The sequence below is a fragment of the Hansschlegelia zhihuaiae genome (assembly GCF_004103825.1).
Classification (GTDB): domain Bacteria; phylum Pseudomonadota; class Alphaproteobacteria; order Rhizobiales; family Methylopilaceae; genus Methylopila; species Methylopila zhihuaiae.
In genome coordinates this window covers 87,037-102,585 of record NZ_RYFI01000017.1, presented here as the reverse complement: position 1 = coordinate 102,585, position 15,549 = coordinate 87,037, and the positions used below count along the sequence as shown (strand labels likewise).

General features: G+C 69.7%; 13 protein-coding genes. 7 read left to right on the top strand and 6 right to left on the bottom strand.

Annotated elements, in window-relative coordinates; all coding sequences use genetic code 11:
• Window positions 1-50 precede the first annotated feature (50 nt).
• The 5 genes from EK403_RS16895 to EK403_RS16875 all read left to right on the top strand — a co-directional run bounded on the left by EK403_RS16895 (window position 51) and on the right by EK403_RS16875 (window position 4,221).
• Window positions 51-857, top strand: a complete 807-nt coding sequence (locus tag EK403_RS16895; RefSeq protein ID WP_128778638.1) for a zinc-ribbon domain-containing protein — start codon at window positions 51-53, stop codon at window positions 855-857.
• 18 nt (window positions 858-875) lie between these two features.
• Window positions 876-1,421 carry a hypoxanthine phosphoribosyltransferase gene (gene hpt / locus EK403_RS16890; RefSeq protein ID WP_128778637.1) on the top strand — a complete coding sequence of 182 codons (546 nt, stop codon included), beginning with the start codon at window positions 876-878 and terminating at the stop codon, window positions 1,419-1,421.
• A 12-nt stretch (window positions 1,422-1,433) separates the two neighbouring features.
• Complete coding sequence (locus tag EK403_RS16885) at window positions 1,434-1,820, top strand: response regulator (protein WP_128778636.1); 387 nt, start codon at window positions 1,434-1,436, stop codon at window positions 1,818-1,820.
• Window positions 1,821-2,048: 228 nt separating this feature from the next.
• Entirely contained in the window at window positions 2,049-2,804 is a 756-nt protein-coding gene (locus EK403_RS16880; RefSeq protein WP_128778635.1) for a P-loop NTPase family protein, read from the top strand.
• Between the two features lie 169 nt (window positions 2,805-2,973).
• Window positions 2,974-4,221 carry a KpsE/RkpR family capsule polysaccharide export protein gene (locus tag EK403_RS16875; protein ID WP_128778634.1) on the top strand — a complete coding sequence of 416 codons (1,248 nt, stop codon included), beginning with the start codon at window positions 2,974-2,976 and terminating at the stop codon, window positions 4,219-4,221.
• A gap of 49 nt (window positions 4,222-4,270) precedes the next feature.
• On the opposite strand, the gene EK403_RS16870 is transcribed toward EK403_RS16875, so the two are convergent.
• A complete protein-coding gene (locus tag EK403_RS16870) occupies window positions 4,271-5,527 on the bottom strand; it encodes a glycosyltransferase family 4 protein (protein ID WP_128778633.1) in 1,257 nt (418 codons plus the stop codon).
• Window positions 5,528-5,665: 138 nt separating this feature from the next.
• Here EK403_RS16870 and EK403_RS16865 point away from each other — a divergent pair, with 138 nt between their 5' ends.
• Window positions 5,666-6,871 (top strand): acyl-CoA dehydrogenase, encoded by a 1,206-nt coding sequence (locus EK403_RS16865; RefSeq protein WP_128778632.1) that lies wholly within the window; start codon window positions 5,666-5,668, stop codon window positions 6,869-6,871.
• Between the two features lie 19 nt (window positions 6,872-6,890).
• On the opposite strand, the gene pgm is transcribed toward EK403_RS16865, so the two are convergent.
• Together pgm and EK403_RS16855 are read right to left on the bottom strand one after the other, a co-directional pair.
• Entirely contained in the window at window positions 6,891-8,540 is a 1,650-nt protein-coding gene (pgm, locus tag EK403_RS16860) for a phosphoglucomutase (alpha-D-glucose-1,6-bisphosphate-dependent) (RefSeq protein WP_128778631.1), read from the bottom strand.
• 1,443 nt (window positions 8,541-9,983) lie between these two features.
• Complete coding sequence (locus EK403_RS16855; protein ID WP_128778630.1) at window positions 9,984-10,943, bottom strand: SDR family NAD(P)-dependent oxidoreductase; 960 nt, start codon at window positions 10,941-10,943, stop codon at window positions 9,984-9,986.
• Window positions 10,944-11,115: 172 nt separating this feature from the next.
• On the opposite strand from EK403_RS16855, the gene EK403_RS16850 reads away from it, so the two are divergent.
• Window positions 11,116-12,000 carry an AraC family transcriptional regulator gene (locus EK403_RS16850; protein WP_128778629.1) on the top strand — a complete coding sequence of 295 codons (885 nt, stop codon included), beginning with the start codon at window positions 11,116-11,118 and terminating at the stop codon, window positions 11,998-12,000.
• Between the two features lie 18 nt (window positions 12,001-12,018).
• Here EK403_RS16850 and EK403_RS16845 read toward each other — a convergent pair whose 3' ends face one another.
• The 3 genes from EK403_RS16845 to cysD form a co-directional block, all read right to left on the bottom strand.
• Entirely contained in the window at window positions 12,019-12,519 is a 501-nt protein-coding gene (locus EK403_RS16845) for a retropepsin-like aspartic protease family protein (RefSeq protein ID WP_245479758.1), read from the bottom strand.
• Between the two features lie 215 nt (window positions 12,520-12,734).
• Complete coding sequence (gene cysN / locus EK403_RS16840) at window positions 12,735-14,639, bottom strand: sulfate adenylyltransferase subunit CysN (RefSeq protein ID WP_128778627.1); 1,905 nt, start codon at window positions 14,637-14,639, stop codon at window positions 12,735-12,737.
• Window positions 14,639-15,547 (bottom strand): sulfate adenylyltransferase subunit CysD, encoded by a 909-nt coding sequence (gene cysD, locus EK403_RS16835; protein WP_128778626.1) that lies wholly within the window; start codon window positions 15,545-15,547, stop codon window positions 14,639-14,641. The genes cysN and cysD overlap by 1 nt, the downstream gene beginning before the upstream one ends.
• Window positions 15,548-15,549 lie beyond the last annotated feature (2 nt).

Sequence of the window (15,549 nt, the reverse complement as noted above, 5' to 3'; positions counted from 1 at the left end):
TCTCCGGTGCGCCCGAAACCCGCTCGCGCCGGCGCGCCCGATCGGACGCCATGACCATAACCTGCCCATCCTGCGAGGCGAGCTACCGCATCAGCCCCGAGACCCTCGGGGGCGGCCGGAAAGTCCGTTGCGCGCGCTGCCGCACGCAGTGGTTCGCGAGCCCCGAACCCGAACCCGAGCTCATCGCGCCGGGCGCCCCGGAAGTTGAGCTCGATCCGATCCCGAGCCTCGAGGACGCGCATTTCATCGACGCGGTCGACAGCGTAGAAGCCGAGCGACAGCGGGCGGCTCCGGACGCCGGCCAGGCCGAGGCGGCCGTGGGCGCTCGGCGCTGGTTCGCTCCCCGCAGCCGATTGCCGAGCACGGCGGCGCCGCGTCGCGCGCGACGGCCGAGCCGTAGGATTATCCTGAAGGTGCGGCCTGTCGCCGTCGCTGCGGCGCTCGGAGTCGCGGCCTGCGGAATCGTGGTCGGAGAACGTGTCGCGCTGGTGCGCGCCGCGCCGTCGCTCGCCTCGCTCTACGCCGCGGTTGGGCTGCCCGTGAACGTCCGCGGGCTTTCGATCGACGAGCTGAAATCCGTCGAGGAGATCGAGGAGGGGGTGCCGCTTCTGCTGGTGACCGGCGTGGTGCGCAATGATTCCCGCGAGGCGGTCGACGTGCCGCGCCTGCGTCTCGCCGTCACGGGCGGCGGCGATCGCGAACTCTATGCCTGGACCACGGTGGCGGCGCGCGCCAAGTTGGCGCCGGGCGAAAGCGCCGCCTTCCGGGCTCGCCTCGCTTCGCCGCCGGCCGACGGCCGCGGCATCGCCGTGCGCTTCCTCGCGCGTCGGGACCTGGTCGCCTCGGCGGCCCGCTGATTTTGAACTGGAGGGCCGATGGGCCGCCGCGTCAACGTGCTGTTCTCCGCGGAAGCGATCGCCAAGCGGAACGCTGATCTCGCGCGCGAAATAGCGGCGCTCGGGACCGAGCGTCTTTTGGTCGTCGCGGTTCTGAAGGGCAGCTTCGTGTTCGCCGCGGACCTGATCCGCGCGCTGCACGCCGCGGGTCTCGCGCCCGAGGTCGAGTTCATCTCGCTGTCGAGCTATCGCGACCAGACGGCGTCGACAGGCGCCGTCCGGATCGTGCATGACGTCGACAGCGACATAGCGGGCCGCGACGTGCTGCTGGTCGACGACATCCTCGAGTCGGGCCGCACGCTGGCGTTCGCCAAGGACCTGATGGCCGCGCGCGGCGCCCGCAGGGTGCTGAGCTGCGTCCTTCTCGAGAAGCCGCACAAGAGAGCCGTCCGCATCGACGCCGATCTCGTGGGCTTTCGCTGTCCGGACCAATTCGTCGTGGGCTACGGCATGGATGTCGCCCACGCCTATCGTGAACTGCCTTTCGTCGGCGTGGTCGAGGTCGACGCCGACGAAGCGAGTTGAGGGAGGCGGCCGATGGCGCGCATTCTGCTGACCGACGACGAGGACGCCGTGCGCGCCTTCGTCAAGCGGGCGCTCGAACTCGACGGCCATCAGGTGACGGCGGCGATCGACGGCGCCGACGCCTTCGACAAGCTGACGGCCGAGCCGGAGGGCTTCGACCTGCTGCTCACCGACATCCGCATGCCGGTGATGGACGGCATCGCGCTCGCGCTCGCGGCCGCGCGCGAACGTCCGGCCATGACGATCCTGCTGATGACCGGCTACGCCGACCAGCGCGAGCGCGCCGCGAATCTCGACGCCCTCATCCACGACGTGGTCACCAAACCGTTCTCTCTTGACCAGATCCGCGCCGCGGTCGCGGACGCTCTCTCATGCGGCGACGCAAGACTTTCGGCCTGAAGCGCCGCGGGCGCCCGCCCGTTGCGCTTGACCTGCGTCCGTGGCGGGCCATGATCTCGCCGATATCATCGGGCCTTTCGGGGACGATGCCGTTCCGCCCTTTAGCGTCTCGCGCCGACGGTCAATCCGACTTGACGCTCGTCCGATCAAATCCGCTCGAAGCGCCGAAGGCCGCGATGCGAAGCGGCTTTCGGGCTCCAGCCTGCGCCCAACGACGTGGCGGGCGCGATGTTTGAGCTTCACAACGTCTGGAAAGAGCATCGCAGGCCGGACCAGAACGAGGAATGGGTCCTCAAGGACGTCAGCGTCGAGATCCCGGTCGGCGGCAGGATCGCGCTGCTCGGCGCCGACCGCAGCGCCAACACCATGGTGTTGCGCCTGCTGTCCGGGGTGGTCGATCCCGACAAGGGCGCGGTGCGCCGCATCGGCAAACCCTGCTGGCCGTTCGACTATTCGAACTTCACGGACTCCAGGGCGACGCTCCGCCAGAACGCCACCTTCCTCGCGCGCGTCTACGGGGTGGAAGCGGACGAGGTGGCCCGGATCGCGATCGAGCTCAGCGGCGTGCGGGCCGTTCGCGGCAAGATGCTGGGCAACTACCTCGCCGTCGACCGAAAGGCGCTGCAGCTGGGTCTTACCCTCGCGCTTCAGTTCGACCACTATTTCGTCGACGAGAAGCTGCCGAACGCGCCGCCCGAGACCGTCGCCAAGATTGACGCGGCGATCGCCGACCGGACGGCGGACGCGACCGTCGTCTGGGCCACGACGAGGCCCGAAATGGTCGCTGGATATTGCGACGCGGGATTGGTCCTCGACCAAGGTTCGCTAACGTTCTATACTGATTTCACCGAGGCGGCCGAGGCGTATCGCCAGATCGCCGACAACGAGGCGCGCACCCGCAATGTCAGAAAATCGCGCGACCCCAATCGGCGGCGACGTTCCGCTCGGCGCCAGAGCGCGGTCGATCTTGAAAAGCCTCGCTGAGGCGGGGCCGGCGAAGCTTGCCGGCGAGGTCGGCTCGCGCCGGGAAGCGCGCGCCGAACGGGCGAACGCGTCGCAGCCCCAAGGGGGCGGCGAGCGGACCGAGTCGACGGTGGGCGGCCGCGCGGCGCGCCGACTTCAACGCGCTATGGCCGCGTCAGCGCCCGCCCCCGTGCCGACGGCTCCCGGGCAGCAGGCCAACACAGTCGTGCCGATGCCGCGTCGTGAGCTTCCGGGCCGAGCGCCTCTGGGGCCCGAGGCGCCGCGTCCGGTGCGGGCGGCGAGCCCCGCGACGGCCAAGGGCAAGACCAATCTCATCAAGATTTCGGCGCTGCTCGCGATCGGACTGCCGACCGTGCTGGCCTCGATCTATTACGGCCTGATCGCCGCTCCCCAGTATGTCGCCGAAGCGCGGTTCGCGGTGCGCGGCGCTGACGACATGGCCTCGCCGGCCGACGCATTGAGCATGCTGACGGGCCTCGGCGTGGCGGCCACCAGCACGACCTCCGACAGCTATATCGTCTCGCAGTTCATCGAGAGCTCGCAGCTCGTCGGCAATCTCCAACGGACGCTCGACCTGCGCGGGGTCTACACCAGCGACAAGGCCGATTTCGTCGCGAAATACCGCCCCTATGACTTCGAGGACACGCTCGAGCACCTGACGACCTATTGGAACTCCGTGTCGTGGAACTATTTCGAGCCGATTTCGAGCACCATCACCTTCACGGTTCGTGCGTTCTCCCCGGAGGAAGCGCTCAGGATCGCGCGCGAAACGGTTCGGGAAAGCGAGAAGCTCGTCAACAAGCTCTCGGAGCGCGCGCGGGAGGACGCGATCGCGCTCGCCAAGCAGGAGCAGGCGCGCGCCGAGCTTCGGCTGAAAATGGCTCGTAAGGCCGTGCAGGATTATCGCGACCGAAAGGGTCAGACCGACCCGATGACCGTAGCCACGGCCAAAAGCACGCTGATCGCGGGTCTTGAGCAGGAGCTCGCCAAGCAGGAGGCGGATATCGCCGGCCGCACGGCGTTCCTGAACAAGGATTCGCCGTCCGTGCGCGTGTTGCGCCAGACGGCCGACGCGTTGCGCTCGCAGATCGAACAGGAGCGGGCCAAGATCGGCTCGCTGCAGAACTCCGGTCAGCGGGAGCTCATGTCCGCCTCCCTGAACGAGTTCGAGGGGCTGGAGACCGAGCGCGAATTCGCGCAAAAGGCCTATGAAGCGGCGACGACGGCGGTCGAAGCCGCGCGGATGAGGGCCGAGCAGCAGTCCCGCTATCTCGCGACCTATGTCGAGCCGTATCTGCCGGAGGATTCGCTTTATCCGGCGCGCCTGCAGATGGTGCTGCTGGTGTTGGTCTGTTCGACCGTCGCCTGGGCGATCGGCGTGCTGGTGTTCTACGGCATCCGCGACCATACCGCCTGACGCGCGGCGAGCCTGGCTCGCCGCCGCATTCTCTGCCCGACGACCGGCGTCAGCCGAGGCCGACAGCCCCGCCGACGATGCGGAAATGATCATCCCAGCTCGTCGGCTCGAACCCGTGGGCGCGCAGGATCGCGGCGTCACGCCGCGTCGAAGGATTCTGGGCGAAGGCCAGCACGGCCTCTTCCCAGGCCCGACCGTCGAGCGGGTCCAGCGTCTCGATCCGGTCCCCCGCGATCTCGCGGAACGCCGGCAGGTCCGAGGCGATGACCGGAGCGCCGAGCGCCAACGCTTCCGCGAGCGGCAGGCCGTAGCCCTCGGCGAAACTCGGAAACAGCAGCGCCCGCGCGCCCTTGATCAACGCAGCGAGCGCCGCATCGGGCAGGTCGTTGGCCTCGATCACGTGCCGGCGAATCGGCGGCGACCGCTCCAGAAGATCCACCACCATCTCGTTCTCCCATCCGCGACGTCCGACGACGACGAGGGCGGGCGTCTCGTCTCCCGCACGCTCGGCGAGCCGTCGCCAGATATGGAGCAGCAGCAGGTGGTTCTTGCGCGGCTCGATCGTGCCGAGCGTGACGAAATAGGGCTTCGTCGCCTTCAGGGTCGGCCCTTCGGTCGCGAATCCGGTTTCGAGGCCGAGCGGCGCGATCAGGATCGCGGGCGGCGTTCGCCCGATCTCGGTCGCGAAGGCCGAAAGGTCGCGGGCCGTCTCGGCGGAATTGGCGATCAGCGTCGTCGCGACGTCGAGCGCCGTCGTCATGCGGCGACGGTGCCGTGCGTCCTCGCCGGGCCGGCCATATTCCGGGAAGCGGATCGGGATCAGGTCGTGGATCAGCATCGCGATCCGCGCCCCGCGGCGCTTCAGCGCCTCGAAAACGGCTGGCCGGTCCAGTCGGATGTGGCTCACATGGACGTAAGCGTCTCCTGCCGCGACGGCCGGGCGGCGCGTGGTCGCCAGAGCGTCGAGCCGGAGCCTGAGCGCGAGCCGCCTGGCGTCGTCCGCGCCGCCTGGCGTCGCGTCCTCGGCCGGAAAAGACGCGCCGAGCCTGGCGGCGAGCGCGTGAGCCGCTACATGCGACCCGCCGCCGCTCCGCCATTTGGCGTCGAGCGCTCCGATGAAGGCCGCGACGCGCGAATAGGGCAGTGGCGCCGCCGTCCGCCCGACGATGGCGCAGAAGCCGGCGCGACCCTCCGGCTGGGCCAGCGCGCGCCGGGCGTAGGCCAGCTCGACGCGGTCGACCCCGGTCGCCACCGGATGGGCGGCGCGCGTCAGCAGCCGTGTGACGTCGAGAACCGTGCGGGGCATTGCGGACTTTCAGCTGGGCCAGGGCGTCGCGCGACCTAGCACGCGTCGTGCGCCGCCGGGAAGGCGGCGGGTTTCCGCTGGCCGGCGTCGCCCGATATGCGACTGCGGAGCACGGCAAGGATCGGAGCGACGGCCGGCATGAGCGCACCGCAGCCGCAAGACGCGTCCGGCCCCGAATTCGACTGGGCGGACCCGTTCGATCTCGAGGGCGAGCTCCGCGAGGAGGAGCGCGCCGTGCGGGACGCGACCCGGGCCTACGCGCAGGACCGGCTGATGCCGCGCGTCCGCGACGCCTACCGGACCGAGAGCTTCGACCGCGCCGTGATGACCGAGATGGGAGCGCTCGGCCTGCTCGGCGCGACGCTGCCCGGGACTTACGGCGGCGCGGGCCTCGGCTATGTGGCCTATGGGCTCGCGGCGCGCGAGATCGAGCGGGTCGACTCCGGCTACCGCTCGGCCATGAGCGTGCAGTCCTCGCTCGTGATGCGCCCGATCTTCGCATTCGGCGACGAGGCGCAGCGCCAGCGCTGGCTGCCGAAGCTCGCGAGCGGCGAAACCATCGGCTGCTTCGGCCTGACCGAGCCCGACGCCGGCTCCGATCCCGCGGCGATGCGCACATGGGCTGAACGCATCCCGGGCGGCTACCGCCTGACCGGGACCAAGACGTGGATCACCAATTCCCCGATCGCCGACCTGCTGCTGGTCTGGGCGAAGTCGGAGGCGCATGGCGGCGCGGTGCGGGGCTTCCTGCTGGAGCGGGGCCTGAAGGGCCTGTCGACGCCTGCGATCGAGGGCAAGCTGGCGCTTCGGGCCTCGCCGACCGGCGAGATCGCCATGAACGGCGTCGAGGTCGGCGAGGACGCGCTGCTGCCCAACGTCTCGGGTCTGAAAGGGCCGTTCGCCTGCCTCACCCGCGCCCGCTACGGCATCGCCTGGGGCGTGATGGGGGCTGCGGAGTTCTGCTGGCATGCGGCCCGGGAGTACGCGCTTGACCGAAAGCAGTTCGGCCGTCCGCTCGCCCAGACGCAGCTCGTCCAGAAGAAGCTCGCGGACATGCAGACCGAGATCACGCTCGGCCTGCATCTCGCGCTCAGGGCCGGCCGGCTGATGGATCAGGGCCGTCTTGCTCCGGAGGCGGTCTCGCTGATCAAGCGCAACAATTGCGGCAAGGCGCTCACGATCGCCCGCGAGGCGCGGGACATCCATGGCGGCAACGGAATCGCGGACGACTACCACGTCATGCGCGTCGCCCAGAACCTCGAGGCGGTGAACACCTATGAGGGCGCGCACGACGTCCATGCGCTGATCCTCGGCCGCGCCCAGACCGGTCTGCCGGCGTTCTGAGCGGGCGAGGCAGGCGCCCTCACCCCCCGATCGCCTTGGCCACGATCGCCTTGGCCTCCTCCTGGATGCGGCGGAGGTGGTCCGCGCCAAGAAAACTCTCGGCATAGATCTTGTAGACGTTCTCAGTGCCCGAGGGCCTCGCCGCGAACCAGCCGTTCTCGGTCGTGACCTTCACGCCGCCGAAGGCCTCGCCGTTGCCGGGGGCGGCGGTCAGGCGGTCGCGGATCGGCTCGCCGGCGAGGGTCTCGCCCGGCACGTCGCCCGGCGCGAGCTTCTTCAGCCGCGCCTTCTGCTCCGGGCTCGCGGGCGCGTCGATCCGCTCATAGACGGGCGCGCCGAGCTCCTCGGTGAGACCCTGATAGAGCTCGCCCGGGTCCTTGCCCGTGACGGCCGTCATCTCGGCCGCCAGCAGGCCGAGGATCAGCCCGTCCTTGTCGGTGGTCCAGACGGTCCCGTCGCGCCGCAGGAAGGAGGCGCCGGCGCTCTCCTCGCCGCCGAAGAACAGCGAGCCGTCGACCAGCCCGTCGACGAACCATTTGAAGCCGACCGGCACCTCGATCAGCTTGACGCGGAGCGAGGCCGCGAGCCGGTCGATCACCGCGCTCGACACCAGCGTCTTGCCGACGGCGGCGGTGCCCGGCCAATCGGGCCGGTGCTTCGCGAGATAGGCGATCGCGGCCGCGAGATAGTGGTTCGGGTTGAGCAGTCCCACGGACGGCGCGACCACGCCGTGGCGATCCGCGTCCGGGTCGTTGGCGAAGGCGACGTCGAAGCGGTCCTTGAGCTCGATCAGCTTCGCCATGGCGTAAGGGCTTGAGCAGTCCATCCGGACCTTGCCGTCCCAGTCCGCCGTCATGAAGCGAAAGGTCGGGTCGACCGCCTCATTGGTGACCGTGAGGTCGAGGCCGTAGCGCTCCGCGATCGGCGCCCAGTATTCGAGGCTCGAGCCGCCCAGAGGATCGACGCCGATCCGGACGCCCGCGGCGCGGACCGCCGCCATGTCGACGACGTTTTCGAGGTCGGCCACATAGGCCGCCCGGAAATCATGCGGCTTCACGTTCGGCGATTTCAGCGCGCGGGCGAGAGGCGTGCGCTTGACGTCCTTCAGGCCGCCCTCGATCAGCGCGTTGGCGGCCTTCTCGATCCAGCCCGTCGTCTCGGCGCCCGCCGGGCCGCCATTCGGCGGATTGTATTTGAAGCCGCCATCCTCGGGCGGATTGTGCGAGGGCGTGATCACGAGCCCGTCGGCGAGGCCGGACGTCCGTCCCCGGTTGTGCGTCAGGATCGCGTGGCTCACCGCCGGCGTCGGCGTGAAGCGCGCGCCCGTCGCGACCCGGACCTCGACGCCGTTCGCGGCCAGCACCTCGAGCGCGACCGCATGCGCGGGCTCTGACAGCGCGTGCGTGTCCATGCCCAGGAACATCGGGCCGTCGATTCCGGCCTCGGCCCTTTGCCGGCAAACCGCCTGGGCGATCGCCGCGATGTGGCTCTCGGTGAAGACGCCGTCGAGCGACGAACCGCGATGGCCCGAGGTCCCGAAGGCGACGCGCTGCGCCGGGTCGTCCATGTCGGGCCGGGCGGTGAAGAACGCCGTGACGAGCTTCGGCACGTCGACCAGATTTTCGACCGGGACGGGTTTTCCGGCGAGCGGGCTCAGGTCGGCTGACACGTGGCGATCCTCACGGGGGCGGAATGGCGGGCCGCGGCAAAGTCGACCGGAGGCGCGTGAATTTCAAGCCGCCTTCCGCTCTCCCGCGAGCTCCGCCGCCGATGTCCCGGCCTTGAGCCGGGACCCATTCGGCTCGGCCGTTGCAGAGAAGAGGCTCGTCGCGCGGGCGACCACGTCGGCGCGGTTCGTGCCCGATGGGTCCCGGCTCAAGGCCGGGATATGCGCGGAGCGTCCGTCGGCGTGCCGTGTGCGACCCGCCTTCAAAGCGCGCCTTCTCCGCGCGGGGAGCGGGGGCTTTTGACGCGGCGGGCCGGCCTCGAAGGGCGGCGCCCTCCCGCCTCCTCCACTATGCTTCGCATGGTCCCCCTCCTCCGCAAGCGGAGGAGGAACCTGTCCGGCGCCGCCTCCGCTCCTCCCCTGCGCAGCGGGGGAGGGGGACCGCGAAGCGGTGGAGGGGGCGACGGACGCCGTCTTTCCCGAATTCTCCTCGCAAGGGCGAAGGACGGACGCGCCTCTCCGGCCGCCGGCCCGGATCGGGCCTTCGTCGTTAAACCTGCTCTGGTCACGCAACAAAGAGATCAGTGGAAGGCGCGGGACGCCGGGCCACCACATGCCGCAGTTCTGGTCGGCGATCCGGTCGCCCGGCGCCCCGCGCGCGACGTCTTCTCACCGGCCGCTTCGCCGACTGCTCCGGCACGGCCCCAGGGGATAAGTCCCAAGGTCCGCCCTTAAGGCGCCTCGATGGCGCGGTCCCGTCATAATGCGGGACGGGCGGCTTCCAGAACGGTCGATTCGAAGACCAGGCATTCGCGCCTCGCCGAAGAATCTCCCGCCCCAGCGGCCGGCGTCCCGGGACCGCGAGCTCCGGTGCTCGCAGGCGCAGGCGCCGCCCCTCGCCCGCATGGCCGGCCGGTCCGGACACGCCTTCCTCAACGGGAAAGGGTGGTGAAATTGGAGCATGGATGGAGGCGAATGTCAAGGAATATTTTCATATGAAAGGAGCGCCGAAGACGATCGCACGTTCAACCGGCCCCGTGCTCTCTTCAGAATAGATCTGGCCGCAGGGCCCGAATCCGTTGGCTCAAGCTCGGCCGCCCGGCCCTCAGGGCGCCTCCTGCGAGGGTCGTCGCGAGATCCGGCTTGGACATACGGTGCGCGACTTCTGCGCGGGCGTCGCCCGTAGCCGAGTGTTCCGCCTTCACGCGGCCAACCTCGAGCTCATACCTTTCTCCGAACTGGCGATCACGGCTTAGATAGAAGACTGCTACTAGCTCGGAGGGGAGGGGCCTTGGCCGGGGACGGGGTCTCTCGCCGTCATGGTCTCGCGCGTCCGCAGTCGATGTCGCCTGCGGACGACGACTCGCCCACATCCGTCCGCCGGCAACCGGCTCCGTCTGCGCGCGGGACCGGGCACGTGCGCGCCCGATCCCGCCGCCCGAGCGGTCAGAACCGCTCGCCGACCATCTCCTCGCTCTTGGCCCAGAGCGCCTGGGCGCGCGCCGGGTCGAGGGCGTAGGAGCGGACGCCTTCGCGCAGGCCTTCGCCTTGCGTGATTTCGGCCACGTGGCAGTCCTCGCAATAGCGCCCGCCGACCTCGTCCGCGGAGGCCACGATTCCGGCCCAGACCGAGGTCGCGGCGCCCTGCGGGATGGACTTGAACGCGAAGTCGGGCGCGCCTTCGGGCTTGGAGGCGTTGATGCCGTCGATCAGCGCCGTCAGGGCCTCCTCGGTCATGTGGCGGGAAAGCTCCGTCCGGATGCCGCCGGGATGGACGGCCGTCGCCCGGATCCTGCGCTCTTTGTGGCGGCGGTCGAACTCGACGGCGAACAGGATGTTGGCGGTCTTCGAGCGGCCATAGGCCACGAACTCCTCGTAAGGGGTGCGCTCGAAATTCGGGTCGTCGAGATCGACGTCGGAGAAGCGGTGGCCGGCCGAGGAGAGGTTCACGAGCCGCGCGCCCTGCTTCATCAGCGGAGCGATGCGGTTCACGAGGACGAAGTGGCCGAGATGGTTGGTGCCGAACTGGGTCTCGAAGCCGTCGGCGGTCTGGCTTTTCGGGCAGGCCATCACGCCGGCGTTGGCGATCACGAGATCGAAGGGCCGGCCGTCGTCGAGCAGGGCGTCGGCGCAGGCGCGCACGCTTCTGAGCGAGGCGAGATCGAGCTCGACCAGTTCGAGCCCGCCGCGCTTCGCGGCCCCGGCGCGGACGGTTTCGGTCGCGCGCCGCGCCTTGTCGAGGTCGCGGGCGGCGCCCACCACCTCGGCGCCATGGGCGGCCAGCGTCCGCGCGGTCTCGACGCCGAGCCCGGCCGAGACGCCGGTGACCAGGACGCGCTTGTGCGAAAGATCGACGCCCGCCAGCACCTCGTCGGTCGTGGAATGAGCGCCAAAGGCGTTCGTCATGATGTGCTCCTTCGTGGACTTCCGTCGGGAGGGTCCCGGCGGCGGTCGGCATGTGGGCGCTCATCCGGCGGGGCGCGCGCCGGATTCTCGCAACCGCTTGCCTATTCCTCTCAGGGGCGGGACTTCGCCGCGCAGCCTTGTCCGGGGCGCGGCCGCGCGCGACATTGCTGCCATGGAGACATTGCTCAACGAACTCAGGGCGCGCGCCCTCCGCCACGCCGACGGTCCGTTGAGCGAGACGGCGGTGCCGGGCGTCGTCATCGGCATGCACTGCGGCGAGACCCTGCCGGCTGCGAGCCTCTACGAGCCGGTGTTCTGCCTCGTGCTGCAGGGCGCCAAGCGCGTGACGATCGGCGACAAGGTGCTGCGCTACGACGCCGCCAACTATTTCCTGGCCTCGCTCGACCTGCCGGTGACCAGCTGGGTGATCGAGGCGACGCCGGAAAAGCCCTATGTCGTGCTCGCCCTCAGGATCGACGCCGGCAAGCTCGCCTCGCTGCTGACCGATGTGGCCCCGGGCCCGGAGATCGCCGCGCCGGCGTTCGGGGTGAGCCCGGTCACGGCCGAACTGCTCGAGGTCTGGCTCAGGATCGCAAAACTGTTCGAGGCGCCGGAGGACGTTCCGGCGCTCGCGCCGCTCGCGGAGCAGGAGCTGCTCTATCGGCTCTTGCGCGGGCCGCAGGGCGGCGTGCTGCGCCAGTTCGCCCGCGCCGACAGCCGGCTGTCGCGGGTGCGGCGCGCCATCGCCGAGATCCGTTCCGGGTTCGACCGGCCGCTGCGGATCGACGCGCTCGCGAGAGGCGCCGGCATGAGCGCGGCGTCGTTCCATCGCCATTTCAAGGCGGCCACCGCCCTCAGTCCGCTCCAGTACCAGAAGATGCTGCGGCTGCAGCAGGCTAGGACGCTGCTGATCGCGAATGACGACGCGGCGCGCGCCGCCTATGCGGTCGGCTATGAGAGCGCCTCGCAGTTCAGCCGCGAATACGCCCGCCTGTTCGGCGCGCCGCCGGCGCGTGACGCCGCGCGCCTTCGGGCGATCGGGGAGCTGCCGGCCTGATCGAAGCGGCCGGCCGGCTCAGCGCTCCAGCACCAGGCGGTCCCGCGCGCTCTCGATGCGGCGCAGGCGGCCGAGAAAACTCATGCCGAGCAGCGCGCCGTCCATGGCGCCGGGCGACAGCACGACCGCGGCGACGTCGTCGACCTTGACCGAGCCTATGCGGACGTCGCGCAGCACCACCCGTTTGGCGCCGACCGAGCCGTTCGCGGTCGCGACCCGGGCGTCGAACCGGTCGCCGCCGGAGACAAGGCCGAGCGACTCGCCGTTCTCGTAGGAGAGCGCCACCACGGTCGCGCCGGTGTCGACCAGCATCGGCACGCGGCGGCCGCCGATCGTGGCGTCGACCCGGAAATGGCCGTCGGGACCCGCGGAAAGCGACACATGGCCGGGCCGCGCCTCCTCGAGCCTGGACGGCGGCGCGGCGGCCGTCCGCTCAGGCCGCGCCGGAAGCGCGTCCTCGATCAGTCCCGTCGCCATATAGGCCGCCCCGACCGTCAGAAGGCCGGCGGCCAGCGCCATCTTGATCACGCGTCGCGCCCCGTCGCTCCGCCCAAAGCTTCGCGGAGGAAGGTGGCGAAACGCAGATGTCGGGCGGGTTAACGGATGGCGGACCGGAGGCCGGATGGTGAACGGGACGTCACCGGCGCTTTTGTCATGCCCGGGCTTGACCCGGGCATCAAATGCGGGCGCGTCCGCGCCCGATGGATCGCCGGGTCAAGCCCGGCGATGACGATTTAGGCCTCGATCAGGCCGCGCGAGATCATCTCGGCGACGACGCGCTCGGCGAGCGCGTCGGGGTCGGCGTCGGCGGTCGCGAGCACCAGCTCCGCGTTGTCGGGCCGCTCGTAAGGCGAGGAGACGCCGGTGAAGTTCGGGATCTCGCCCGCGAGCGCGCGCCGATAGAGCCCCTTGGGGTCGCGCGCGATGCAGGTCTCGAGCGGGGTGTCGACGAACACCTCGACGAACTCGCCCTCGCCGACGAGCTCGCGCACCAGGGCGCGCTCCGCCTCGAAGGGCGAGATGAAGCAGCAGATGACCAGCGTGCCGGCGTCGACGAAGAGCTTCGCCACCTCGCCGACGCGGCGGATGTTCTCGACCCGGTCGGCGTCCGTGAAGCCGAGGTCCTTGTTGAGGCCATGGCGGATGTTGTCGCCGTCGAGCAGCATGGTGTGCTGGCCGCGCACCGCGAGCTTCTGCTCGACAAGGTCGGCGATGGTCGACTTGCCCGAGCCCGAGAGCCCGGTGAACCAGAGCACCGCGGCCTTCTGGCGCTTGATGCGGGCGCGCGCCGCGCGGTCGACCGAGGTGGCGTGCCGGTGGATGTTGGTCGCGCGGCGAAGCCCGTGCAGCACCATGCCGGCCGCCGCGGTCGCGTTGGTCTCGCGGTCGATCAGGATGAAGGCGCCGGTCTCGCGGTTGTCCGAATAGGGATCGAAGGCGATCGCCGCGCCGGTCTCGATGTTGACCTCGGCGATCTCGTTCAGCGCCAGCGTCTTGGCCGCGAGCTCGTCGAGCGTGTTGACGTCGATCTTGTGCTTCAGCCCCGTCACGGTCGCCGGGACCGTGCGGGTCGCGAGCTTGAGCAGATATGAGCGGCCGGGAAACAGGCGCTCCTCCTCCATCCAGATCAGCTTGGCGGAGAACTGGTTCGCGACCTCGGGGCGGGCGGTCGGCGGCGCCAGCACGTCGCCGCGCGCGATGTCGACCTCGTCCTCGAGCGTGATGGTCACGCTGTCGCCGGCCTCGGCGACGTCGAGCTCGCCGTCCATCGTGACGATGCTCGCGACGCGGCTCGACTTGCCCGAGGACGACACCACGACCGGGTCGCCGGGCCGCACCTCGCCGGAGGCGAGCGTGCCCGAGAAGCCGCGGAAGTTGAGGTTCGGGCGGTTCACCCATTGCACGGGGAAGCGGAAGGGCTTGAGCCGCAGGTCGGTGTCGACGTCGACCTCCTCGAGATGCTCGAGCAGGGTCGGGCCGGAATACCAGGGCAGGTCCTCGGAGGGCGTCGTGACGTTCGCGCCGGTCAGCGCCGACATCGGGATCGGGGTGATCGAGTCGAAGTCGAGCTGCTCGGCGAAGTCGCGATAGGCCTCCTCGATCTCGGCGAACACGACGTGGCTGTAGTCCACGAGATCGATCTTGTTGATCGCCACAACGATGTTCTTGATGCCGAGCAGCGAGCAGATGAAGGAGTGCCGCTTGGTCTGGGTCAGCACGCCCTTGCGGGCGTCGACCAGGATGACCGCGAGGCCGGCGGTCGAGGCGCCGGTCGCCATGTTGCGGGTGTATTGTTCGTGGCCCGGCGTGTCGGCCACGATGAAGGTGCGTTTGGCGGTCGCGAAATAGCGGTAGGCGACGTCGATCGTGATGCCCTGCTCGCGCTCGGCCTCGAGCCCGTCGACCAGCAGCGCGAGGTCGATCGCGGGGCCGGTGGTGCCGTATTTGCGGCTGTCCTTCTCGAGCGCCGCGAGCTGGTCGTCGAAGATCAGCTTGGTGTCGTAGAGCAGCCGGCCGATCAGGGTCGACTTGCCGTCGTCCACCGACCCGCAGGTGATGAAGCGCAGCAGCGACTTCTCGGAAGCGGCCTCGGCGATCGCGGCGGTCGAGGCGAGGGAAGCGGCGAGCGGCTGGGCCATCAGAAATATCCCTCGCGCTTCTTCTTCTCCATCGAGCCGGCCTCGTCGCTGTCGATCAGGCGGCCCTGCCGTTCGGAGGTCGTGGAGGCGAGCATCTCGGCGATGATGTCGTCGAGCGAAGCCGCGCCGCTCTCGATCGCGCCGGTCAGCGGATAGCAGCCCAGGGTGCGGACCCGGCCCAGCCGCATCTGCGGCGTCTCGCCCGGCAGCAGCGGCAGGCGCTCGTCGTCGCGCATGATGAGCGTGCCGTCGCGCTCGAGCACCGGCCGCTGGGCCGCGAAGTAGAGCGGCACGACGGGGATGTCCTCGGCCTGGACGTACTGCCAGACGTCGAGTTCGGTCCAGTTCGAGATCGGGAAGACGCGGATCGACTCGCCCTGCTTCACGCGCGTGTTGTAGAGGTTCCAGAGCTCCGGCCGCTGGTTGCGCGGGTCCCAGGTGTGGTTCGCGGTGCGGAACGAGAACACGCGCTCCTTGGCGCGGCTCTTCTCCTCATCGCGCCGGGCGCCGCCGAAGGCTGCGTCGAAGCCGTGCTTGTCGAGCGCCTGCCTGAGGCTCTCGGTCTTCATGACCTGGGTGTGGACGTTCGAGCCCGACGCGATCGGCGAGATGCCGCGCTTCACGCCGTCCTCATTGATGTGGACGATCAGGTTGATCCCGAGGCGCCTGGCGGTCTCGTCGCGGAACTGGATCATCTCGCGGAACTTCCACGTCGTGTCGACATGGAGCAGCGGGAAGGGCGGCTTCGACGGGTAGAACGCCTTCATCGCGAGATGAAGCATCACCGAGGAGTCCTTGCCGATCGAGTAGAGCATCACCGGGTTGCGGAACTCCGACGCGACCTCCCGGATGATGTGGATCGACTCCGCTTCGAGCCGCTTCAAATGCGTCGAGAGACCTGAGGGCATGG

Bases quoted from the DNA above. Each gene is read 5' to 3' on its own strand.
- EK403_RS16895 (WP_128778638.1), top strand. From the start codon at position 51: ATGACCATAACCTGCCCATCCTGCGAGGCGAGCTACCGCATCAGCCCC.
- hpt (WP_128778637.1), top strand. From the start codon at position 876: ATGGGCCGCCGCGTCAACGTGCTGTTCTCCGCGGAAGCGATCGCCAAG.
- EK403_RS16885 (WP_128778636.1), top strand. From the start codon at position 1,434: ATGGCGCGCATTCTGCTGACCGACGACGAGGACGCCGTGCGCGCCTTC.
- EK403_RS16880 (WP_128778635.1), top strand. From the start codon at position 2,049: ATGTTTGAGCTTCACAACGTCTGGAAAGAGCATCGCAGGCCGGACCAG.
- EK403_RS16870 (WP_128778633.1), bottom strand. From the start codon at position 5,527: ATGCCCCGCACGGTTCTCGACGTCACACGGCTGCTGACGCGCGCCGCC.
- EK403_RS16865 (WP_128778632.1), top strand. From the start codon at position 5,666: ATGAGCGCACCGCAGCCGCAAGACGCGTCCGGCCCCGAATTCGACTGG.
- EK403_RS16855 (WP_128778630.1), bottom strand. From the start codon at position 10,943: ATGACGAACGCCTTTGGCGCTCATTCCACGACCGACGAGGTGCTGGCG.
- EK403_RS16850 (WP_128778629.1), top strand. From the start codon at position 11,116: ATGGAGACATTGCTCAACGAACTCAGGGCGCGCGCCCTCCGCCACGCC.
- EK403_RS16845 (WP_245479758.1), bottom strand. From the start codon at position 12,519: ATGGCGCTGGCCGCCGGCCTTCTGACGGTCGGGGCGGCCTATATGGCG.
- cysN (WP_128778627.1), bottom strand. From the start codon at position 14,639: ATGGCCCAGCCGCTCGCCGCTTCCCTCGCCTCGACCGCCGCGATCGCC.
- cysD (WP_128778626.1), bottom strand. From the start codon at position 15,547: ATGCCCTCAGGTCTCTCGACGCATTTGAAGCGGCTCGAAGCGGAGTCG.